We start from the raw sequence: 22,808 nt of genomic DNA, 5'->3' as shown, positions 1-22,808 counted from the left end.
GTCGCTTCTTGGTACATTAAAAATGTTCATTCCTGGTGCTTTTGCGTGTCTGCCTGTCGCCCGACAATGCAGATACACAGGAGTGATTCATGAACATCCAATCGATCTTAGGAACGGCCTGCGCGACGATGACTCTCGCCGTCGCTGGCGTCGTCGCCATCACCCTCCCCGCGGAAGCGCACGGCGGGGCGGAGACCGCCACACCAAACTTTCAGCGCGCGATCCCCAACATTCCGGGCAAGTCGCTTACCGCCGTCGTCGTTGAGTACCCGCCGGGTGCGGCCTCGCACGAGCACAAGCATGCGGCCTCTGCCTTCATCTATGCCTACGTCGTCTCGGGCGACATCGAATCGCAGGTCAATGATGGCCCGAAGCGAATCTACCACGCTGGAGAGAGCTTCTACGAGGAGCCTGGCGCGGTGCACCGCGTGAGCCGCAATGCAAGCGTGACGAAGCCCGCTAAATTGCTTGCCGTGTTCATTGCGGACAGCGACGAAAAAGCTCTGACCATCCCAATCAAGTAAGGAGTTCTTCTCATGAGCAAGCGTCTCAACTACAGCGAAATTGCGCCTGAAGGCGTCAAGGCGCTCGGTGGCGTATACGGCTACGTCATGCAGAGCGGCCTGTCGCCAGTCCTTGTGGACCTCGTCTACCTGCGGGTCTCGCAAATCAATAATTGCGCCTATTGCCTCGACATGCATACCCGCGATTTGATTAAGAAGGGCGTGTCTGTCGAGAAGCTCGCGCTTGTGCAGGCGTGGAGGGAAGGGGGTGCTCTATTTGACTCACGCGAGCGCGCAGCCCTCGCATGGGCCGAGTCGGTGACCCTGGTTGCCCAGACGGGTGTGCCCGATTCCGCTTACGAGGTGGCCCGCACAGTCTTCGATGAGCGCGAACTGGTTGACCTGACCATCGCGATTGCGCTGATGAATACGTACAACCGCATGGCGATTAGCTTCCGAAACACACCACAGGCTGCGATTGAACAGTAGGGGGCGGCCTTCGGACAGCAGTGGTGAAGTCGATCGGTCCTCTTCATCACTCAGTCTCCAGCGCTGACAGCAGAATAAGTTGCCTGGGTAAGGCATTTCGCCATGGAGGCTGGTTTCCGCCCACGACGACTCATTGCTGGCGCGTGGCAAGTACCTGATGGAAGGCGTCGTGGCCTGCGCGAACTGCCACGCCACTCCCGACGCGAATCAAGAGGGCGCGTTCACCAACAATCTTGGAGGCGGCCGTGTGTTCGACGAACCGCCATTCCGCGCGGTAGCGCCCAACATCACGCCGGATGCGCAGACGGGTATTGGCAGATGGACCGACGCGCAGATCGGAAAGGCGATCCGCGATGGCGTACGGCCAGACGGTAGTATTATCGGGCCGCCTATGCCGATAGGCTTTTATCGGAACATTTCGGACGCGGATCTTGCTGCCATCATTGCGTACCTGCGCGCGCAACCGCCAGTCCATCACGTGGTTGAAGCGTCGACCTACCATGTCCCACTCCCGCCGAATTACGGCGCCCCTGTGGAGCACGTCGCCCCGACTTCGACGCGCGACACAGTACACTACGGCGAGTATCTGGCCAATATCGGCCATTGCATGGAATGCCATACTCCCCGCGGCGACCACGGACAACTGATCACTGCGCACCTCGGTGCGGGCGGGCAGGTTTTCAATGGCGCATGGGGCACCAGCGTCTCGCGCAATCTGACGCCTGACGAGAGCGGCCTTAAACGCTGGACAGACGCGCAGATCGCCAAGGCGATTCGCGGAGAAAGCCGGGAGGGTATGCACTACAAGCCTCCTATGGCCTATGCCTGGTATCGGAATATCAACGACTCAGATATGCGAGCATTGATTGCCTACCTCCGCTCACTCAAGCGGCAGCCTTTTGCGGGTCAGCGCTAAAGCCGAAATGGTCGCTTATACCTGCGATGCACAAGCCGCGACGGCACTGATCACGCAGGCTCAAGATCGTGAGCAACTGTTGTGTCCTCATGGTTGTCAAAGGATCTGCAAACGCATCACGGAGCGGACGTTGTCCCGCTTGAGAAGCGAGTACGGCGGCAAGCGCATTGGCTCAGAAAGTTGGAATCGGAGATCGAGCACCTCAAGCGTCTGCCGGCCCAGCGTTTACGGTGCGCCACACGCTGAAGGAGATGACGCAGAAATTGACAGCGACGTCGCAGACGTGGCACAACGAAAAGGCGTAGCATGCCGATCTGCGCAGCCCTGTGCGCCGGAACGCCCCGCGCATCGGTGCGCCAGCTCGCCAGCATACTCGGGCGAATGCAGAAGAAGGGCAAGCTCGTCAAGGCACCCGGCCCGCGGATGCGCATTGAGTGCGCGATACCCTGGCGAAGCTCGCCAACCCGAGTGCAAGCGGCGGGGTCCGCACCGCCCTGGCGTGCGCCCTGGCGCTGTCACGCGCCGCAATTTCTAGTCACCTTGCTCGTAGACGATACTATCTGCAACGCCGTTGCCGTCTCCAGGCAAGCGGTATTGGTTTGAACCGCCCCTGTGGCCAATAGCCGCACGACACGCCACACCGGAATATTGAGCGCCGATCGCCCCCTTTCAGGATCCATCGCGGCGGCTAGGCGGCGTGGCCCCGAAGACATTCACACTGCGGTGACGCGTCCACCGCGGGTGAGCTTAAAGGCAATGCGTGGACAAGCGCCACGACGGGGGGTATCGGGAGCCTGGGTGAGCGTGGCAAACGGCGGCCTCCGGCCGTGAAGCTGGTGGTGCCTCCTGTGAACAAGCATTCTTGGTCCCTTCATCGAGTGGCGGCTCTTGGCTGATCTTTGCCCGTGATGGTGCGTTCCTCATGAACCGGTCGCACGCTGCCCGTGTGCGGCGTCCAGCAACATCTCTTGATACAGATGAAGCGGGAAACGCAGCGTACCCCGAAAATTGATATGTCCGAAATGCGCGGGCCCCATTCTCCGTAGCCATTCATCGTCGATTGTCTGCCCATTCTGGCGCCAGGCATCCACTGTCACCTGCATGCGCTGTATGTTCCATGCAATCACCAGATTGGTGAGCAAGGTCAGTGAGCCCGAGATCGCAATCATCTCGTCACGCCGACGGCCTCGCTCCGGCGCAACCTTGCCGGTGTAGACCGCACGCTGGAGCTGATGGACTGACTCTCCGCGATTGAGCAACGTATGCAGCTCGCGCCGGAATTCTGGATTGCCAAAATAGTCGCACAGGAACAGCGTCCGCAGCAGCTTGCCGAGCTGATCAGCGGCACGATAGACGGCATCACCCTGGGCGGCACTGCCGAAGCGCTGGAGGGCGACCACGGCGCTGACGCGTCCAGATTTGATAGATGCCACTAGCCGCAGCAGGCCATCCCAGCCATCACGAATAGCCTTGAGAGAGATTTCATGGGCGACGACCGGTGTCAGTTTGTCCGGAGCGGCCAATCCCCGGGGCAAGTAAAGCTTGCGCTCCGTCAGATTGCGCAGACGTGGGCACAGATCGAATCCAAGCAGCTTCGCAACCGCCATGCCGACGCTCGTATATCCATGCGTGTCGACAGAAAGCCGAAGCAGGCCGCCATCGTCGCGCGTGTCATTGTGGCGCACGACGCCTTCGATCGCGACGCCAGCTTGCCGCTCGTTGAGCACGATCGGCTGGTTGTACACGATTCCGTGCTGGTCCAGCACATGCGTATAGATCCCTATCGCGTGGGTGCGCCGCCGCGGATCGGCGCGGGCGTAGAACAGGTGGGACGAGGTGTCGAGACTCATGGAGTCACTCGATGCTCGTTGCCCGTCGCCCCAGAGCTCTGTGATCGCGTGAGTCCTCTGGAACTCAATTACCCGATCGTTGGCACGTACCAGCCGCCCCGGCATCTCCAGCGCGCGCATCTGTGTCGAAATGTGTGCCGCGTCGAGTTGAGGGATCATCCCTGCGACACCTTTGGCATCCATCTCGGTGCCGTGTGCGATAAGCGCACCGTACAACGCTACCAGCTCATTCGCGTGACGCGCTCTTCGGGCCAGAAGGACCGCGCTGAACCCGGTGCGGGCGTCCATCTCCATGATCAGATCCGCGAACTGGGCCGTACCGATGGCCTTGAATAGCGTGTCGCGTGTCTTGCGAGGAAGACCATCCGTGGGCAGCGCCTCCAATGCTGACAGGTGCAGCGTACCGTCTGAGCCGATCGTGACCCGGCCGGCCTCGCGCGCCTCATCCAATGCCGCAAGATTCACCTTGAGGTGCTCTGTCTTTCGCGCACACTGGCTGCATGGCTCATGGCGGCCTTGCCAGATACATCCTCCAGCAGCTTGCCGATCTCCGCGAGCCGCTCCTCGGCCGAGCGATTGGGGTCACCGACGAGCATCTTGATCGCTAGCAGGCGCTGGCGGTAGTCCGCGGCAGAGCGTGCCTGCTTGGTCGTGGTCTTCTCGTAAGCCTGTCGGACCAGATCGGAGACCCGGCGTCCAGCCTGGTAAAGCAGGGAGTCCGTCAATTCCAGCAAGGTCACTCGAAGGAAAAAAACCAGTTCCAGCGTGCGCGTCGATGCCTTCAGCTCGCGGAGCTTGACCGGGCGGCGTGCCTGGATCCGCTGGGCCCAGGCACGCTGCTTCTCGATAGGCACGCCGTCCAATTGCCAGGTATGCGCACCGAGTTCCTTCAGAAATCGTATCTTCTCGAGCGTCTCGGCAATGGTTGTCGGGCTGTGACGTGCCGGCGGGGTCTTCAGCCACTCAAGAACGGTCGCTCCAGACGTATCGTGTCGGGTCAACAGAACTGCTTCCGCACGTGCAAGCTGAGATTCGGGGATGGCTGCCTCGATCATCGCTACCACGGCTCGTTCGATTTCTGCCCAGATAGAGTGGCCGAGATCGCGCAGCGCTCGGTCGGCAGGGATTAGGATCCGCCGCTCGTATAGCCAAAAGCGCGCGTGCTGTAGCAAGTCCTCGGGCGTCAGCGATTCCTTCGCATCTTGGCGCATCCACGCACCAAGCCCTGCCCAATGGTCTGGCCCAATCCGCGTCAGCCCAAGATAGTCGCAGGCCCAGACCTGGTGGTCATAGAGCGTTTTGTAGCGGTGATACAGGGTCCGCAGCGACGCGATGGTTGGCGTCGGCACGCCAAGGCGGTCACCAATGTAACGCAGCAACTGACGCGGCAAAGTGCCTACATGGTCCAGCGTATGGCCGCTCGCCCGAAGAAAGACCAACTGGATTGCCGCGCCGGCGCGCCGGTCTCGCCGGAACCGCTCATTCACCGCCATCATGTCGCTGTCGGTGAGCGCAAAGTATCGCTCCACGTCGAACTCCGACATCTTGGCCGGCAGGCGGTCGATTCCCACATAGCGAAATTCCATGCCTGGCATTTCCCTACCTCCTTGCGGCGGAGCGGTGCGCGGGCAGCTATGTTACCGCGGGATCTCCCAGAATCTACCGACGATCGCTGGAGTCGACCGGCAAGCCTTGCCAGTAACGGCTTTCGGGGAAAGCGCCAGATTTAGCACGGAGAGTACGATTACCCCATGTAACAGTCACACCGCTTTCCCTATGCACGGCCAGACTGAGCAGGTCCTGGGCATCATGGAGTTGAGAAGAGTCAGACCTGACGGGCTCTTGAGCCTGAGGTCGCTCGCATCGCGAGGTCGCTGCCGCGGAGCTCGTTAGGGGCACGAACGTGTCGCTAACCAACAAGGCACAAGGACCGCCGGCATTGTTGCCCGAAATATGGTTGCACTGGGATCTGCGCACGGCAAGACAGCGGGGCGCCGCGGTACTGCTGAGTCACCGAGTGGACCTTTTACTGCTGCTGCCGCATGACATCCAGATCGTGATCGGAGTTTGTCGATCTGGCCGTCCCTTCAAGACGGACAAGAATGCCCGGCGCAACTGCCCGTGCCAGAAACCAAGTTTTTCCTCTGAGAAACCTTGACTGACCGCCTCAGGGCGTGACTCCGACAATCGACCTCGCTAGCCTGAAGAGACGCATTGGTGGTCGACGAAGCGTCATCTGCGCCTGGCGGCGGACCTGGTCGCAAGAGCAAGACATGCAGGGAACACAAGAAACGTAGCGGCCGGTGCATCACGCATGTCGTCATACGTTGATTGCGGAAAGCAGCAGGATTGCAGCCAGCAGGGGTAGCAACACTACCGAAGATATCACCCCAAGCAGCAAGCCCCTACATAGGCACCAACAATCGACCCAACAGCCATCAAGCCGACGAAAGCGCGGTGAAGCGCCGAGAAGCTTTGGTCGCGACTATAGCGGGCGAAAGCTGCCAGCATCGTGGGCAAGCTGATCGCCAGACTCAAGCTGCCTGCGAGCTTCAAGTCCAGGCCAAAGAGCAGCGTCAGCGCTGGGATCAGCAACTCCCCGCCGGCCACTCCCATGACTGCAGCCACTACGCCGATAAAATCCGGCGACGACACCGGCAAAAATCCACAGAGAGCCATGGCCGAGCCAGCCCTGGAGCCTCGTTAGCCCGCTGTTCGAGCAGAGCCTAATTGGAGAGGCAATCCAGCCGATGCAGCGCTGTAAATATTCATAAATCTTATTTTTTTACTTTCATGCTTGAAAGTACGCAGCGAGTTCCTCTCACCCATGGCCAGATGCTTTATAAGCCATATTACGGTCTTAATAAGGAGGCGACATCCGGGAACGCCAGCATCAGCAGGGCTGGGGCGCACAGGTGATCGAGCGGTTAGCCCGAGATCGACGCGCCACCTTCCCGGACATGAAGAGCTTCTCCCCGCGCAACCTCAAATACATGCGCGCACTGGCGGAGGCTTGGGCCGGCCGGGAATTTGTGCAGCAGCCTGCTGCACAATTGCCGTGGTTCCATCTTTGTACGCTACTTGACAAGGTGAAGGACACGCCGCTGCGAGAGTGGTATGCCGCCCAAGCTCTCGAGCATGGATGGTCTCGCAATGTGATGGTGATGCAGATCGAGACCCGCCTTCACGAGCGCCAAGGTCAAGCCGTAAGCAATTTCGCCGAGCGATTGCCGCCGGTACATTCAGACTTGGCCCGCGGCGTGCTCAAGGATCCCTACATCTTCGACTTCCTGGGCTTGGCCACCGACGCGCAGGAACGAGACATCGAGAGAGCGCTCACCCAGCATATCACCCGCTTCTTGCTTGAGCTCGGTGCCGGCTTCGCCTTCGTCGGCCGCCAGTATCGACTTGAGGTTGGAGGCGAGGAGTTCTTCATTGACCTCCTGTTCTACCATCTGAAGCTGCGCTGCTACGTCGTGGTCGAATTAAAGACCACACCGTTTCGCCCCGAGTATGCGGGCCAGCTCAACTTTTACCTCTCGGCCATTGATGCCCAAGTGAAAGGGGAGGGCGACGCGCCGTCGATCGGCTTGCTGCTGTGCAAGGAGAACAACAGGCTGGTGGCGGAATACGCGCTGCGTGGCATGGCCAAGCCGATGGGCGTCGCCGAGTACCAACTCATGCGGGACGTCCCGCCGACCCTCACGCCGTCGCTACCGACCATTGCTCAAATCGAGGCCGAACTGGGTGACGACTGATTTATCTCCGGCAGTCGCGGACTAAGGCCGGCCGCGTCTGGTCAACACACTGCCGATGCATTCACTCCGCTGGCGGCTGTCGGGGTTGATCAAAAGTCGGCTGCCGCTTGGCCCGATCGCGACTTCGAAATGAGTTCACATTGCAACAGTAGATCGTCAATCGCACCCCGCGAGAGCCGCATAGCTCCGAAGTCCGGCGATTTCCGGGCGAGCTAACGGGGGATAGCCTGTGCACGAATTCATGGATAACGTGGGCCTCGAGGTGGCGACCTGGCGAGCATTCAGCGATGCCGGCTTTGCGCTTAATACGGAGTCCCTTCGGCGGGTGCGAGAGGCTGCGGAACGGTAACAGAACAAGCGGAGTTTCCACGAACTGCATTTTCGAGTAGGGTTCCGCCGAATTGGCAATCATCGGGATGGCCTTGGGACTTACTCCGCTTCCGAGCAAGTCCGGGATCGCGTCGATAACGGCTTGTGGAAGGAGTGGAGAGGCTCAGGGATGGATGATGAGGACGGCGGCCCCGGCGAGGCGGCCCTCGCGTAGGTTGGCCAGTGCCACGTTGGCTTGTTCAAGGGAATAGGCGGTGGTATGGGTCTCCAGCGGCGTATGGGCCGCGATCTCCATCAGCGCGTCGCCATCGGCCCGAGTCAGGTTGGCCACGGAACACAGCCGCCGCTCTTCCCATAACAGCTGGTAGGGCATGGCCGGGATGTCGCTCATGTAGATGCCGCCGCAGACGACGATGCCGCCTTTGTCGATGGCACGCAGAGCACGCGGTACCAGCGCACCCACGGGGGCGAAGATCAATGCCGCGTCCAGCGGTACTGGCGCCTCGAGGTCGCCGGTACCCGCCCAGCATGCGCCAGTCTGATGTGCCAACTGCTGGGCTGCGCTGTCGCCCGCGCGGGTGAAGGCGTAAACCTCCCGGCCCTGCGCCGCGGCGATCTGTGTCACTAGGTGGGCCGCCGCTCCGAAGCCATAGATGCCGATACGGCGTGCTTCACCCGCCATGCGCAGCGTGCGGTAGCCAATCAGGCCGGCACAGAGCAGCGGGGCAGCGTGCTCGTTGTCATAGCCAGCGGGAATCCTGAAGCAGTAGCGGCTGTCGGCCACCACGTACTCAGCGTAGCCGCCGTCACGCGTGTAGCCGGTGAACTGCGGCGTGTCGCAGAGATTCTCATGGTGGCGCAGGCAGTAATTGCATTGTCCGCAGGTATGGCCGAGCCATGGAACGCCCACACGGTCTCCCTCCATGAGCGTGGTAACGCCGGCGCCACACGATTCGACTGTGCCGACGATCTCGTGTCCCGGGATGAGCGCAGGCTTGGGATAGCGAAGGTCGCCGTCGGCGATATGCAGGTCGGTGCGGCAAACGCCGCAGGCGGCTACAGCGATTCGGACCTCGCCGGGCCCCGGCTCGGGCACAGGTACGTCCTGCAGGCGCAAAGGCAGCCCGGCGCCTTCGAATAGCATGGCCCGCATGGTCTGCGACATGGCGCAATCGTTGTCGGTGCTAGCGGCGGGGTCAGCCTTCGGCCTCGCTACGGACAAGCAGCAGCGGCTTGTTGGTCTTCGTGAGGACGCCTTCGGACACGCTACCCATCAGCAGACGCCTGACACCGCGCCGCCCGTGCGTTCCCATCACGATCAGGTCGGCATTCCACGTGTCGGCTTCGGCTACGATGGTCGACGAGATTCTGCCCGGCGCCACCGGCTTCTCATCCAACTGCGCCTTGCTGCGGATACCGGCCTCGCTGAGACGGGCGATGGCGACATCCAACGCCTTGCGGCCATGAGCGACGAGGTTGCCGATCAGTTCGCGCGGGTCAAAATAACTGGCCTCGAAGTAAACATCACTGTCGTCCACAACGTACAGCACCCTGACTTCGGCACCGGTGGTCTTGGCGATGGCGATGGCCTGGCTCAGCGCCAAGTCGGAGGAGCGGCTACCGTCCACTGCGAGCAGGATACGCTGATACATAAGATGTCTCCTGAGAAATGAATTGTCATGAATCTTCTTATTGGGATTCGCTAGAATCAGCGTAGACGTATGCGGCGGAAAGCGCTTGACATGGCTCAAGCCGACAACTGTCGGTCGATAGAATTGTTGTCGGCATCGAGTCATCGCGGGATAACGCGGGCCGTCAGAATTCTTTCTGGCATTGATGATACATGCGTTCTTCGCCGCAAACGGAGGGCGGATGAGCTGATCTCCGTTGATCCTGATCAATCGCTTACCTTGGGCGCAACCTAGACTCCCGGTGTGGGCAAGCCCCGCACATTGATTTGCCCGGGGAGATTGGGGTCGAATATCCCGCGAGCGTCAGCTGCTAGCGAATCGCACGGTGAACGAAAAGCGCCTCACAGTGGCCTTAAGGAAGGAACATAGTATGCGTCTGCAATTCCTCGGCGCGACTGACACAGTCACGGGCTCGAAGTACGTGCTTGATACCGGCCGTCACCGTGTCATGGTCGATTGCGGTCTGTTTCAGGGGTACAAGACCTTGCGGCTGCGAAACTGGGATCCGCTTCCGCTTGAGCCAGCCAGTATTGATGCAGTGGTGCTGACCCATGCTCATATTGATCACAGCGGCTACCTGCCGTTGCTGGTGCGAAATGGGTTTCAAGGTAACGTCTTCTGTACCATGGGTACCGCGCAGCTGTGCGGCATCCTGCTGCCGGATAGCGCCCACCTTGCAGAAGAAGACGCCGCCTATGCGAACCAGAAGGGCTTCTCGCGCCACCGGCCAGCACTGCCGCTTTACAACGGTGCCGATGCTCTGCGCGCCCTACGGCGGCTGCAGCCGATCCAGTACGGTAAGCGCTTCACGGTAGTGCCGGGCGTCGAGGCCGAGTTTTGCCGGGCGGGGCATATCATTGGGTCGGCCATTGTTACGCTGTTCGTCCAGGATAAGCGCATTGTGTTCTCGGGCGATCTTGGCCGCCAGCAGGATCTTGTTATGCGCGCGCCTGAGATGGTCAGGCAGGCGGATTACCTGCTGGTGGAGTCGACGTATGGCGACAGGCGGCATCCGGAATCCGATCCCCTCGACGTGCTGGGCGAGATCGTAAGCCGCACTGTTGGTCGTGGTGGTAGCCTAATCATCCCCGCCTTTGCGGTGGGGCGCACCCAAAGCCTGCTGTACTGCCTGCACCGCTTGCGCGAGTTGAAGCGGATCCCGGACGTACCTATTTACCTTAACAGCCCCATGGCGATCGACGCGACCACAATCTTCTCTCTGCATCCGGAGGAGTTGCGCATTGACAGTGCCGAGTGTGCCGCAGCCTGCGACCTAGCAACGCCGGTGCAGAGTATGGAGCAGTCGATCTGGCTGAACCAGGATCACAGCTCGAAGATTATTCTGGCCGGCAGCGGAATGGCAACTGGGGGCCGTGTTGTGCATCACCTCGCGGCGTATGGACCGGATGCGCGCAGCACTATTCTGCTGTCGGGCTTCCAGGCAGCGGGGACACGTGGCGCCGCCCTGGCGTCAGGCCGGCGCGACATCCGCGTGCATGGCAAGGACATCGTCGTACGAGCATCGGTCGAACAGGTGGAGAACCTGTCCGCACATGCGGACGCGGTGGAACTCATGACATGGCTGGGTGGCTTTCACCAGGCGCCCCGACGTACATTCGTCGTGCACGGCGAGCCACAGGCCAGCGACGCGTTGCGTCAGCGCATCGAGCGTGATCTCCGCTGGCCGGTCACCATGCCGGAGTACCGACAGTCCTATTCGCTAGATTGAGGCGACGACGGCCGCAACCCAACTGATTGGCTTCAGAACGATCCTTGTCGACTTCCGCGAAGATTCTTGTACGGCCGCATAGGTTGCTGCGAAGTTCGACGGCGTCATCGTTGGACTGACCGCAAGTGGTACGCACCTAGAGCCATTCCAGGGGATCAGCGACGGCGCCGCCAAATATGCAGCCATCGCTGAGGCGCCATTCCGGTGTCTCAAAATTGTGGACTGAATTCCCCAAGCTATTGACTAGCGCACCGGTGGAGTCATCATGGACTGATGCAGCATCATGTGGTTCATCATCATCTGCTGCATGCCCATATACTGGTCCATCATGTATTGCCGTTGCTTCATTTGCTCGGGCGTAAGTTTTGAGTAGTAGCCGCTCATCTGGCCCCAACCCATCATGTGGCCACCCATCATGTGAGATCCCGCGACTGGCGCACCGCCACAACATCCCATCATTCCTGCGCCCCACATGCCATGCATCATGCCCATCGTCGTCTGCATGGTTGTCCAGTGGTCCTGGAGTAGCTTCTGCCGCTCCTGCGGATCCTGAGTCTGGCGGATTTTGTCCATTTGCTCCTGCATTTTCCGCATGTTCTCCTGGGCTTGCGCCATCTGCTTGTCGAAATCGGCGACGTTGGGCTGCTGCTGTGACTGAGTGCTCTTCGTGGCGGGCTTATTTTGCTGCGCATGGCCAGGTGTAATTGAAAGCGCAAGTGCCGAAAACATTGACACTAAGAATTTTCTGTACATTTCACTACCTCCGTTCGAGCATCAATGGCCCAACGACCATGAGTGCCAATTGAGCTTGGATCAAGCATAGAAGTGACGCGAAAATTTCGCCGGAGCAATGCGGCGCACATCCTCGTAAGCGTCCTTCTTTATAAGACTATTGCCCGTCGTCTAAGGAAGGTTGATGCATGACAAGAGTTGCCTTTTCATAGGCCACCGCGGCATATGAGAACGCCGTGCTTTACGACGATTTAAGCACCCGGTGAGACGGCAGTGGCAAGTGCGAGGGCTGTTACACGAGAACGGATTCGATGTGCTGCAGCAGGTCAGCAGCGACCGCTTAAGGCAGAACTTCGGGCGGGAGAACACGCTGTTCCGGCTGGCCGCACAATTGGAAGCGGCATGTCCCTGGCGCGACCTGCGACCACCGGTATGGGCGGGGTCGATCATCAACGAGATGGCGAAACAGTAGTAGCCGCCATCCAGGCAGCAAGCGGCGGGATGATAGCGGGCCGGCACGGAACTATCGTCCCGCGAACAAATGCCTCGGTCCTGCTGGTCGGCGAGGGAGACGCCGACGAGCTCACCGGGCGTTGGTTTCCCGACATACTCGAGACGTTTGCTGCACTAATATCCAAGCTGTGACCTAGGGGCCTATCCAGCCGGAACCGCGCGCCTCCGAGATGGCGACGCGCCCCAGTGTGCAAAAATCCGGTCATGTGCCGCTTCGAACACAATGCGATGTCCGTTGCGGTTACCTTTACGCGCACAAATTCTATAGTCCATTGGACAAAATGATAGAGGCAGAGGATGCTCGTGAAGTCATCTTCACTCGATCCACACACAAGCCGGCAAGCCAGTCCACTTCCTACACGGCGGACTGCGGACATCGCCGTTGGCCTGGGGAGCGTGTTGTTTTGTGCTGCGGTGGCATTCTTGCTGCAGTCCGCTCTGGAGCGCTACCGGGGATTGGCGCTGGCGCCAATGGTTATGCCGGCTGTCGGCGCCGGAGGCGGCCTGCTGCTTGGACTCTACTTGGTTCGGATGCGCATGCTCAGGCGGATCGCCGCGGACAACCTCCAGCGGGTCGCCGAGAGTGAGGCGCGATTGGCTGGGATCATCCGGTCCTCGATGGAGGCAATCATCACGGTGGACAGCGAACAGCGCGTCCTGTTGTTCAACCCGATGGCGGAGACGCTGTTCGGTTGGACCGCTGCCGACGCAATCGGGCACAAGCTTAGCGACTTCATCCCGCAGCGCCTCCGTGCCGTCCATGAGGAGCACGTGCGCCGCTTCGGCGTCACCGGCGTGTCGGAGCGGCAGATGGGCAAGCAGCGCATCTTGCATGCACTGCGCCGCGACGGCAGCGAGTTCCCGATCGAAGCGTCAATATCCCAGACTGCGGACCCCGGTGGCAAGCTCTATACGGTGATGCTGCGTGACACTACCGAGAGAATGCGGGCTGAGCAGGCGCTGCACCGATCTCGTGAAGAGTTGGAGCAGCTTTCCGACGGCATTCTGGCCGCACGCGAAGATGAGAAGCGCCGCATCGCCCGTGAACTGCACGATGACCTCGGTCAGCGCCTCAGCGCCCTGAAGATGGATCTCGCCATGCTGGGAGATGACGTACTCGAGGGGCGGCACACAAGCAGCCTTTTGTCGGAGATAGCGGCCATGCATAGGGTGCTGGACGACACGGTGGCGTCGGTCCGGCGGATTGCCAGTGATCTGCGCCCGGCGTTGCTCGACGAACTGGGCATGGTACCGGCGATTGAATGGCTGGCCAATGATTTCTCGGACCGATACGGCCTAGCCGTCACGGTCGATGCCGAGGACGACAAGGTACCGGAGAAGGTCGCCGTTGCCGCATTCCGCATCGTCCAGGAGGCGCTCAGCAATGTGGTCAGGCACGCCAACGCCAGCCTGGCAATGGTCTCGATTGTGAGGGAAGGGACCCGGTTGCGACTCGAGATCCATGACAACGGTACTGGCCCGGAGGATCGCCAAGCCCGTGATGGCCAGCGCAAGTCGCTGGGACTGCTGGGGATTCGCGAGCGCGCACGGCTGCTGGGCGGCGACATCACTATCCATAATTCGCCCGGCCAGGGCTTTCGTCTGGTCGTGCGCTTTCCGCGTGAACAGGGAGAACGGGCATGACTAGGGTGATGATCGCGGATGACCATGCCGTCGTACGGGACGGCCTGCGGCATATCCTGGAACGGGCCTCAGAGTTGGACGTGGTCGGCGAGGCCTCAGACGGCACACAGGTGCCGCAAATGGTGCGTGAGTGCATGCCGCAGGTGCTTCTGCTCGACCTCTCCATGCCTGGCAGGAGCGGGCTGGAACTGATCCGTTTGCTACGAGGGGAACATCCGGCCTTGCAAATTCTGGTCCTGACCATGCATGCGGAAGAGCAGTACGTCGTTCGTGCGTTCCAGGCGGGCGCGGCGGGCTACTTGACCAAGGAAAGCGCGGCCACGGAACTGGTCTCCGCCATCAGGCAGGTAGCTCGGGGCGGCACCTATGTTAGCCAGTTGATCGCCACCAAGCTCGCCAGCGGACTGAAGGATCAGACCGACAACCTTCCGCATTTAAAGCTGTCGGACCGCGAACTGGAAGTCTACCGGCGACTGGTACTGGGAGAGCCCATCACGGTGATCGCAACAGCACTGTGCGTCAGCGCCAAGACTGTGAGCACTTACAAAATGCGCCTGATGGAGAAAATGCAAATGCCCAATGAGGCCATGCTGTTACGCTATGCCATGCGCAATCACTTGTTTGACGACGACGCGGACGTGTAGTGACCGGCCGCACCTTTGCCGCCGGCTTCAGGCTCCTGCAGCGCAGTCGCAGTCAACCCGGCCGGGTCAGGTGCAGCGCATCGAACGCCAGCGTCTTGTCGAAGCAATAGCTGGCGACTGCCTCGAGGCTAGAGCGGCGCAACGGCAGGCCAAGGCTGTTCGGCTAGCACGATCAGGATGGTCGCCGCTTAAGCGTCCATGCGCACGTTATGAGCGAAGCGGACGTCTGCTGCCTCTGGGGCGCAGAGTCATACTGCTCGACGCCAGGCAAAGGAGCGTGCTACTGAGCTAAGGGCCGCTGCTACGCCTGCGCGTGCCGCCGGGAGACTATCGGGCGCTGGTCCGCTCCGAGCCGCTCGGCGCGCGTGCGCCCGGATGGCAGTGGAACATCGCTACTACTGCGCGTGCTTGTACTGGCAGATGCCATCGCGGCGGCGCCTGGGCACGAACTTCGTGTAGACGGTTCTGCCGGCTAGGTACGGAGAGTGCTGTTGGCGACAGGCTGGCACGCAGACTGTTTGAGGGCGCCCGCGCGCCCACCGGCGTGCGCAGGCGATAGTAACGCGGATGGACATGCCCTCATCGTGGCAGCTAGCCAGCAAGGCGTTGGCGATCTCGATCGCCTTCGGGCGTGTCGGCGGCGGTAGCTGCATCATTGAAGGTGGATAGCGGTCAGCATTCCGTGGCATCCTGGCGGGTACGTCGTCAGCCATTTCTGACCCTTAATGGCTATGAAGCGGGCGTCCAGCGCATCGTGCGGGACAGCCCACCCTGGCGGGCACCACCAGCATCTGCTCACGTTCCTTGCCGTCCGCGCTTGCGACGAAGCGATAGCGGTCTGGCGGCAGCTGGATGAACAGTAATGGGCCATCGGACACGGCCGCAAAGCGTTGATTGCCGTGACTGTCGTAAAGATGCGCGCCGACCCCGGCAAGGTGCTGCCAACCGCTACCGGTAAAGATGAGTCGCAAGCTGTAACCGACGCCGGCCTTGCGCAGATAAGCCGCCTCGTCCTGCCCGACACCACCTGTCAGGTAGCGCACGCCATCTGCTTCCTCGGTGCCGGCATGGCATCCGGCGCGGTTGCTGCCACTGCGTGCGCGCTGCAATCCATCCCGTGGTGGCAGCCAAAGCGGTCGCCCATCCTCATGCGCCGATGGTCAGGTAAATCCCGGCGCAGGATGACGCCGCGCTCGCCGGCGCGCGTCGCAATCAGGTCGCGGGTGCGCTGCGTGATGGTCTGGCGCTCCTGCGCGGACGAAGCATTGCGTAGCCGTACTCAGATGTCAGCACGCTCAACATTGGTGGGCAGGTCCGCGCCGTGGACCGTCTCGCGGGGCGGCGGCACGGGCGGCGTGGATCGGGCTGGGCCAGTGCCGGGCCGGTGGCGATGGTGGCGGCGCAGAGAAGAATCGCCAGCACCGGGGCCTGGCAGCCAGGCGTACGGAGGAGGGTCAGCTTCATATGGTTGACTAAAGGAGGAAGAGCTGCCGTCGCCGTCTGCCACAAGTGCAGCTTGCAGGCAGCGAGCAGCCTGCTCGCTTGCTACCAGAGTAGGCCACACGCAAGCCGCGCCCATTGTGTAGCGTCAATAATCGGCGCGAACAACGGTAGCGTCTTCGCCCAGCGCAAGTTGCAGACAGACGCCGTTCCCGCCCGCCGCGACGCTGGTGCTGAAGCCGCAGTCGCGCGCCAGCGTTAGCATGGGCTGGTTGTGAGGCATGGTGCAGCCCACGAGCGCACCGATGCCCTTTGCGCGCGCATAGCGAATCATCTTTTCGAGTAGGAGCCTGCCCAGTCCTTGTCCCTTACAGTCCGAGCGCACGGCGATGCCGAACTCCGCCTGGTCATTGTCCGGATCGGCAACCGCCCGCACTTCTCCGAGGATGGAAGTTCGGCCGCAAGCATCGCTCGTGGTCGCGATGAACGCCATCTCGCGAGCGTAGTCGATCTGGGTGAGCCGGGCCAGTTGGCTGTGTTCCGGCTCGCGAAACGTGCAGAAATAGCGCGCATGGATATCTTCAGGCGTCAGCTGGCGGAAATACGCTTGGTACGCCGCTTCATCAGCGGGGCGCACTGGCCGCAGCACCACAGTGCCTCCATTGCGTTCCACGCATTCCTCCAGCGCCTCGGGATAGGGCTGAATGGCCAGCCGAGGGCGCGTACCCGGCACCGTGGCCTTGATGGCGATGCGGGCATCGAGCGCGACGACACCGGCTGCACTTGCCAGTAGCGGATTGATGTCGAGTTCTGCAATCTCGGCAAAATCGCAGACCAGGCGTGATACTTGTACCAAGACTCGAAGCAGGCCGTCGCTGTCGACACCGGGCTGTCCATGCCAGCCGTCCAGCAGGCGCCCGATCCGGGTGCGCGATACCAGATCCTGCGCGAGCAGAGTGTCAAGCGGCGGCAGCGCGACCGCGTGGTCGCCGATTCGCTCGGTATTGATGCCGCCATGGCCGAACAACAGGACCGGGCCGAACACGGGGTCGGCAGCGGCGCCGACGATCAATTCGCAGCCGTCGCCGTGCCGTACCATTGGCTGGACGGTAAAACCCTCCACCCGTGCCTCCGGAGTCTGCTGCCAGACCCGTTCGAGCATGGCGCTGCCGGCGCTGCGCACCGCAGCGGCATCGGCTAGGTCCAGCGCAACCCCGCCCACCGCGGACTTGTGCGTGATGTCCCCGGACAGGATCTTGAGCGCGACCGGATATCCCAGCCTTGCTGCATGTCCGACGGCCTCTTCGATACTGGCAACGGTGCGGGTTTCGACCACAGGCACGCCATAGGCGGCCAGCACGGCTTTGGCTTCCGGCTCGGTCAGCAACTTCTTGCTAGCGCGCAAAGCATCGTCGATGATGATGCGCACTAGGTCCTTGTGGACCGGCGCGTGATGGTCGTCGGCGTGCGGCGTGCGCATTAGCAACTGCTGGTTCCTGCGGTATTCACATGCTTGCAGGAATCCGCGCACTGCCTGCTCCGGCGTATCGAACGTCGGCACGCCGGCATGCTGACACAAGCGGCGTGCCTGCTGCACGGCATCGGCCCCGAGCCATGCAGTAAGCAGCGGCTTGCCGCCAGACGGCGCGCTGACGAGTGCGGCCGCGATCTCGGCAGCGGGGACGATGGCAGTCGGCGCATGGATCATCAGCACGGCGTCGGTCTCGGGCGCCTCGCACAGGAGGCTATGAGCCCGCAGGTATCGGTCGACGGGGGCGTCGCCGATGATGTCGACCGGATTCGCCCGCGGCCAGGTGGCGGGCAGCACGGCGTCAAGGCGCGAGAGGGTCTGGTCTGACAGCCGGGCCAGGGTCCAGCCGGCGTCGGCCAGCGCGTCCGTCGCCATCACGCCTGCACCACCGCCATTGGTCAGGATGGCGAGGCGGTCCCCACGCAGACCTCGCATGCGGCCCAGCATTTCGACCGCGTCAAACAGGGCTTCGGTGCTGTCCACACGCAGCATGCCGGCACGCCTGATTGCGGCGTCGTAGACGTCGTCCGCACCTGCCATGGCACCGGTGTGCGACGCGGCAGCGCGCGCCGCTTGCACCGATCGCCCGCCCTTGACGATCAGTACCGGCTTGTTGCGCGCAGCGGCGCGTGCTGCGGACATGAATTTGGCGCCGTGGCGGATCGCCTCCACATAGAGCAGGATGGCATGAGTTCCGGAGTCGCTGGCAAGGTAGTCCAGTACGTCGGCCGCATCGACATCGGCACTGTTGCCTAGCGAGATGAAATGGGAAAAGCCGAGCTGCCGCGAGCGCGACCAATCCAGTACAGCGGTAGCCAGTGCGCCGGACTGCGTGGCGAATGCCAGCGTACCCTGGCGCGCCGTGCCAGGAGCGAAGCTGGCATTGAGCCCGATCCCGGTTGCGATCATCCCAACGCAGTTCGGTCCCAGAATCCGCAGCAAGTAAGGACGCGCTGCGTCCAGCATAGCCTGCCGCAGGGCGCCTTCGGCGCTGTCTTCCGGCCCTTCGAAGCCGGAGGTTAGCACGATGGCCGCGCGCGTGCCGGCGGCACCAAGCTCGGCGATAAGCGCCGGGACGGTTGCCGCTGGCGTGCACAACACCGCTAGCTCCGGCGGTGCCGGCAAGGCACCGATGCTAGGGTAGCAAGGCTGATCCGCCAGCGTCGCGTACTTGGGATTGACTAGGTATAGCCCGCCGGTGAAGGCGCCAGCGGACAGGTTCGCTAGTACAGTTGCACCGACGCTATGCGGGCGTAGCGTCGCGCCGATCAGCGCAACCGAGCGGGGGCGGAACAATGCATCGAGGTTACGAACTGTCATGGCTGTTTCTCGTTGCAAATTCCGCCATCGCACGTGAAGGTCAGAGATTCACCTGGATAATGTTCGAGACGTTCCTTACCCCCGGCGCGGCCCAGGCGGCTTCAAACGCGGCGTCGCGCTCGGCCCAGGTGCGCACGCTTCCGCTGAGAGTGACTACGCCGTCCTTGACATCGACAGCCACATGGCTTGCGTCGTCCGCCGCTTGGCGCTCGATCGCCCTGGCGATCAGTTCCTTGATGTCGGCAGGGATGATCGCGGGCTGCACCACGATCGCGTTCGCGACACTGACCACGCCGTACAGGCCAGCCACCACCCGCTCGGCCGCTAGGCGCTGGTAATGCCAGTCAACGGAGCCGGTCAGCGTGACACTGCCGTTCTCGACCATCACCTGAATCCGGTCCGCGGGCAGCACCGAGGTCCACGCCAGGATATTGCTCGCGGCGCGAGCAATATCGGCGTCCGTGCGCTGCGCGTCGTTAGGTAGGCGCACGTTGATCTCAACAGCCAGGCCCTTCACGCCCGGCACACGCCTGACAGCCTCCTCAGCAGCATACTTGGCGGCATGGCTGCTCAAATGGCCAGTCAGCGTCACTACGCCATCCTTGACCTGCACGCCAAGCTCGGCCGAGTCGACGGAGGGGTCCCAGGCTAGTTCCTCCACCACGTGCTCCTTGAGTTGAATATCGCCTTTCATGTCAGTTGCCTCCTGTTCGCCTGGCCCCGCCGCGTCATGGTCGGGATTTTGACTCGGCCGATAGCAGCTGAGACACGTGGCGCCGACCGTACCGCTTCAGCGGCACCCTATGTGTACAACGGTGTCTGCACGCTACCCGAGCGTTCACGTTCCTGCTCGTTTCGTATCAGCGAGGTATTCGACGCAATCCACCAGTTGCGCAGCATGCTCCGCAGTACCTCGCCGAGCGGTTCGATCGGGAACGGGGCACAGCGCTTGGCGTTGCTCACATGAACTCCTGGCTGGCTTCGCGGCGCGCACCGGATGCTTTCTACTTTGGCAAGCGGCGGCGGCTGAGGTTTGCTTTGCATCAAAGATGCGACGGGATGCTACCCGAAACCGTACTGGGTGCGCGCAATGAAGTGGTCGCGTCACTTGTGTCACGGGACAGGCGGCAGACAGCGCCGCCTGTCAGGAAAACCTTACAAGTCTTGCAGCATTCCTGACAGTCATTTCAGCGCCGCCTTCTAGGCGCGGAAGCCGACGACAACCAATACTTTCATCAAACACAAGGCCGCGTACGCGGAGACACGGACAGTCGGTCGACGAGGCGCAGGAAGGTCGGGACTTGGTACAGGCCAGCAAAGCCGGAGACAAACATGTTTGACTCGCATGTAGCGGATGACGTCGAGCGTGGCTCGATCGCGAAGACCATTACCTTCGAAAAGCGCCAGGATCCAAGGTCCGCGCCGGACGCGTTTTCAGAGCGCGCCCGATGCGCGACTTGCCTGATGCGCAACATCTGCGTGGCGGCTAGCCTGGAGGATAGCGACATGGTGCGACTTGACTCGGTCGTGCAAGGCTGGCGAAGGGTCAGGCTGGGCGAACGGCTGTACCGGGCGGGCGACCCGTTCCGCAGTCTCTACGCCGTTCGCAGCGGTTCTTTCAAGACCGTGGGAACCACGGCCCGTGGCAGGGAAATCGTCTCCGGCTTCTATATGGCGGGAGACTCCCTCGGCATGGACGGGGTCTCTCAGGAAGTCCATAGTTGTGACGCCATTGCGCTGGAAGACAGCGTGGTCTGCGTGCTCCCGTTCCACCTGCTTGAAGCGCTTTGCCGAGAGATCAAGCCGCTGCAGCGCCAGCTGCTCAAGATGTTCGGCGCCGAGATCGTCAGGGAATCGCAGCAGATGATGCTGTTGGGAAACATGTCCGCCGAGCAGCGTGTAGCCGCGTTCCTGCTGAACATCTCGGCTCGCTACCGCGCGCGCGGCTATTCGTCCACGGCCTTTGTCCTGCGTATGACCCGCGAGGACATCGGCAGTTTCCTTGGCGTGACCCTGGAAACCGTGAGCCGTTCCTTGTCCAGGTTCCAGCAAGAAGGACTACTGACCGTGCAAGGCAAGTCCATCGAACTGCTAAACCTGGATGCCCTCGATGCGCGATAGTCGCGCCCTCGCCGGGACCACGCGACGTGAACGAACCAATACCAGATCCGGAACTTCCAGGGCGCAGTACGGATGCCGTGGGTGCCATAGCGCAACGCGAAATCGGGGCACTGGTCTTCAGACCGCTTGAGATTGATACCTGGCAGGAGCATGTCATCTACATGCATCCCGATTGCCCGGTATGCCGTTCGGAAGGTTTTTCGGCCCAGGCTCGCGTGCGCGTGCAGATTGGCGACCGGTCTCTGATTGCAACGCTCACCTTGGTGGGTGCGCCCCTGCTTAGCATGGGGGAAGCCAGCCTTTCGGTGAGCGCCGCGCGTTCGCTGGCGGCGCGCGCTGGGGACATCGTACGCGTGACCCACGCGCCCGCGCTCGAGTCAGTGCGGGCACTTCGTGCGAAAATCTATGGGTGTCACCTCGACAGCAACCAGCTGGACGCCATCGTCGCCGACATTGGCGCAGGGCGGTACGCTGACGTACATATTGCCGCTTTTCTCACAGCATGCGCTGACGGCCGCACGAGCCTGCGCGAGACCATCGACCTCACCCGGGCCATGGTCCGGTCCGGGCAGCGGCTAGCTTGGGGCCGCGATGTGGTCGCCGATAAGCATTGCGTTGGCGGGTTGCCGGGCAATCGCACCACTCCGGTCGTGGTGGCCATCGCCGCGGCTGCTGGCCTGATAGTGCCCAAGACGTCGTCACGCGCGATTACTTCGCCAGCTGGTACCGCCGATACCATGGAGACCCTGACGCGCGTCACCCTGGACGCAGCAGAACTGCGGCGCGTGGTGGAACAGGTTGGTGCAGCATTGGTCTGGGGCGGGGGGCTGAGCCTTAGCCCCGCGGATGATGTGCTGATTCGCGTAGAGCGAGCCCTGGACATCGACAGCGATGCGCAGCTGGTTGCATCGATCCTGTCGAAGAAAATTGCGGCAGGCTCGACCCACGTACTGATCGATGTGCCGGTGGGCGAGACGGTGAAAATCCGCGCGGACAGTGAACTCGAGCGCTTGCAGCTCGCCATGGGAAAGGTCGCCGACGCCTTCGGCCTGAAGATCCGGGTACTGCGTACTGACGGCTCGCAGCCTGTCGGAAAGGGGGTGGGACCTGCTTTGGAAGCGCTCGATGTCCTGGCCGTTTTGCAATGCCTCCCGACTGCGCCGCCCGACCTGCGGGATCGTTCACTGTTGCTGGCCGGGGAACTGCTGGATTTTTGCGGCGCCGTCCCGGCAGGGCAGGGACGGCTGCTAGCGGAACGCCTGCTCGACACCGGTGCTGCGTGGAGTCGCTTCCAAGCGATCTGTGAAGCGCAAGGCGGGCTGCGCATGCCCGGGCAGGCGGTATTCCGCCGAGACTTGGTGGCAACACGCGGCGGCATCGTGACGGCCATCGACAACCGCCACATTGCGCGCGCGGCGAAGCTTGCCGGCGCGCCGCGCCGGCAAGTGGCCGGGCTCGCAATGCATGTCCGGGTTGGCGATGCCGTTGCGGCCGGTGAGCCCCTTTTTACGTTACATGCGCAGGCTTCCGGCGAGCTGGAATATGCGTTCAGCTATGCGCTGGTGCACGTCCCCTTCGTGATCGAATAGAGCAGCGC

Annotated in this window: 19 protein-coding genes and 1 pseudogene; 10 read left to right on the top strand and 10 right to left on the bottom strand. The window is 61.9% G+C overall.

Annotation, left to right across the window (positions count from 1 at the left end):
- Positions 1 to 89: 89 nt before the first annotated feature.
- From BLR29_RS28895 to BLR29_RS28885, 3 genes are all read left to right on the top strand, one after another.
- Positions 90 to 524: a cupin domain-containing protein gene (locus tag BLR29_RS28895; RefSeq protein WP_092142565.1), complete on the top strand. Its 435-nt coding sequence runs from the start codon at positions 90 to 92 to the stop codon at positions 522 to 524.
- Between the two features lie 12 nt (positions 525 to 536).
- Positions 537 to 992 carry a carboxymuconolactone decarboxylase family protein gene (locus tag BLR29_RS28890; RefSeq protein WP_092142562.1) on the top strand — a complete coding sequence of 152 codons (456 nt, stop codon included), beginning with the start codon at positions 537 to 539 and terminating at the stop codon, positions 990 to 992.
- 133 nt (positions 993 to 1,125) lie between these two features.
- Positions 1,126 to 1,908: a c-type cytochrome gene (locus BLR29_RS28885; RefSeq protein ID WP_092142559.1), complete on the top strand. Its 783-nt coding sequence runs from the start codon at positions 1,126 to 1,128 to the stop codon at positions 1,906 to 1,908.
- 920 nt (positions 1,909 to 2,828) lie between these two features.
- Here the strand turns inward: BLR29_RS28885 and BLR29_RS33055 are convergent.
- The 3 genes from BLR29_RS33055 to BLR29_RS28875 all read right to left on the bottom strand — a co-directional run bounded on the left by BLR29_RS33055 (position 2,829) and on the right by BLR29_RS28875 (position 6,437).
- Positions 2,829 to 4,223 (bottom strand): transposase, encoded by a 1,395-nt coding sequence (locus BLR29_RS33055; protein ID WP_255371495.1) that lies wholly within the window; start codon positions 4,221 to 4,223, stop codon positions 2,829 to 2,831.
- Positions 4,220 to 5,344: a DUF4158 domain-containing protein gene (locus BLR29_RS33050; protein WP_255371494.1), complete on the bottom strand. Its 1,125-nt coding sequence runs from the start codon at positions 5,342 to 5,344 to the stop codon at positions 4,220 to 4,222. Before BLR29_RS33050 ends, BLR29_RS33055 begins: the two co-directional genes overlap by 4 nt.
- A 799-nt stretch (positions 5,345 to 6,143) precedes the next feature.
- A complete protein-coding gene (locus tag BLR29_RS28875; protein WP_255371493.1) occupies positions 6,144 to 6,437 on the bottom strand; it encodes a TSUP family transporter in 294 nt (97 codons plus the stop codon).
- A 188-nt stretch (positions 6,438 to 6,625) separates the two neighbouring features.
- Here BLR29_RS28875 and BLR29_RS28870 point away from each other — a divergent pair.
- Positions 6,626 to 7,516, top strand: a pseudogene (locus BLR29_RS28870) (YhcG family protein); the annotation flags it as partial.
- A gap of 493 nt (positions 7,517 to 8,009) precedes the next feature.
- Here BLR29_RS28870 and BLR29_RS28865 read toward each other — a convergent pair.
- Both BLR29_RS28865 and BLR29_RS28860 read right to left on the bottom strand, forming a co-directional pair.
- A complete protein-coding gene (locus tag BLR29_RS28865) occupies positions 8,010 to 9,011 on the bottom strand; it encodes a zinc-dependent alcohol dehydrogenase family protein (protein ID WP_092142553.1) in 1,002 nt (333 codons plus the stop codon).
- A gap of 31 nt (positions 9,012 to 9,042) precedes the next feature.
- Complete coding sequence (locus BLR29_RS28860) at positions 9,043 to 9,498, bottom strand: universal stress protein (protein WP_092142550.1); 456 nt, start codon at positions 9,496 to 9,498, stop codon at positions 9,043 to 9,045.
- A 409-nt stretch (positions 9,499 to 9,907) separates the two neighbouring features.
- Between BLR29_RS28860 and BLR29_RS28855 the strand changes: the two genes are divergently transcribed.
- A complete protein-coding gene (locus tag BLR29_RS28855) occupies positions 9,908 to 11,266 on the top strand; it encodes an MBL fold metallo-hydrolase RNA specificity domain-containing protein (RefSeq protein WP_092142548.1) in 1,359 nt (452 codons plus the stop codon).
- Between the two features lie 243 nt (positions 11,267 to 11,509).
- Here BLR29_RS28855 and BLR29_RS28850 read toward each other — a convergent pair whose 3' ends face one another.
- On the bottom strand, positions 11,510 to 12,019 hold the full coding sequence (locus BLR29_RS28850) for a hypothetical protein (protein WP_092142546.1): 510 nt from the start codon (positions 12,017 to 12,019) through the stop codon (positions 11,510 to 11,512).
- 292 nt (positions 12,020 to 12,311) lie between these two features.
- On the opposite strand from BLR29_RS28850, the gene BLR29_RS32610 reads away from it, so the two are divergent.
- The 3 genes from BLR29_RS32610 to BLR29_RS28835 all read left to right on the top strand — a co-directional run bounded on the left by BLR29_RS32610 (position 12,312) and on the right by BLR29_RS28835 (position 14,799).
- Entirely contained in the window at positions 12,312 to 12,470 is a 159-nt protein-coding gene (locus tag BLR29_RS32610) for a hypothetical protein (protein ID WP_176861086.1), read from the top strand.
- Between the two features lie 455 nt (positions 12,471 to 12,925).
- Complete coding sequence (locus BLR29_RS28840; protein ID WP_369804732.1) at positions 12,926 to 14,155, top strand: PAS domain-containing sensor histidine kinase; 1,230 nt, start codon at positions 12,926 to 12,928, stop codon at positions 14,153 to 14,155.
- On the top strand, positions 14,152 to 14,799 hold the full coding sequence (locus tag BLR29_RS28835; RefSeq protein ID WP_092142538.1) for a response regulator: 648 nt from the start codon (positions 14,152 to 14,154) through the stop codon (positions 14,797 to 14,799). Before BLR29_RS28840 ends, BLR29_RS28835 begins: the two co-directional genes overlap by 4 nt.
- Positions 14,800 to 15,521: 722 nt before the next feature.
- Here BLR29_RS28835 and BLR29_RS28825 read toward each other — a convergent pair.
- From BLR29_RS28825 to BLR29_RS32605, 4 genes are all read right to left on the bottom strand, one after another.
- Positions 15,522 to 15,908, bottom strand: coding sequence for a hypothetical protein (locus tag BLR29_RS28825; RefSeq protein ID WP_092142532.1), 387 nt, complete (start codon positions 15,906 to 15,908; stop codon positions 15,522 to 15,524).
- A 479-nt stretch (positions 15,909 to 16,387) separates the two neighbouring features.
- Complete coding sequence (locus BLR29_RS28820) at positions 16,388 to 19,090, bottom strand: bifunctional acetate--CoA ligase family protein/GNAT family N-acetyltransferase (protein WP_092142530.1); 2,703 nt, start codon at positions 19,088 to 19,090, stop codon at positions 16,388 to 16,390.
- 40 nt (positions 19,091 to 19,130) lie between these two features.
- Positions 19,131 to 19,784 carry a BON domain-containing protein gene (locus BLR29_RS28815; protein ID WP_092142527.1) on the bottom strand — a complete coding sequence of 218 codons (654 nt, stop codon included), beginning with the start codon at positions 19,782 to 19,784 and terminating at the stop codon, positions 19,131 to 19,133.
- A gap of 107 nt (positions 19,785 to 19,891) precedes the next feature.
- Positions 19,892 to 20,053 (bottom strand): hypothetical protein, encoded by a 162-nt coding sequence (locus tag BLR29_RS32605; protein ID WP_176861089.1) that lies wholly within the window; start codon positions 20,051 to 20,053, stop codon positions 19,892 to 19,894.
- Positions 20,054 to 20,422: 369 nt separating this feature from the next.
- Between BLR29_RS32605 and BLR29_RS28810 the strand changes: the two genes are divergently transcribed.
- Positions 20,423 to 21,211, top strand: coding sequence for a helix-turn-helix domain-containing protein (locus BLR29_RS28810; RefSeq protein ID WP_092142524.1), 789 nt, complete (start codon positions 20,423 to 20,425; stop codon positions 21,209 to 21,211).
- 77 nt (positions 21,212 to 21,288) lie between these two features.
- Positions 21,289 to 22,800, top strand: a complete 1,512-nt coding sequence (locus BLR29_RS28805) for a thymidine phosphorylase family protein (protein WP_255371492.1) — start codon at positions 21,289 to 21,291, stop codon at positions 22,798 to 22,800.
- Positions 22,801 to 22,808: the final 8 nt, after the last annotated feature.

The sequence above is a fragment of the Cupriavidus sp. YR651 genome, assembly GCF_900101625.1.
GTDB lineage: Bacteria > Pseudomonadota > Gammaproteobacteria > Burkholderiales > Burkholderiaceae > Cupriavidus.
The sequence above is the reverse complement of the archived record's forward strand: the minus strand, read 5'-3'. Positions and strand labels throughout refer to the sequence as shown.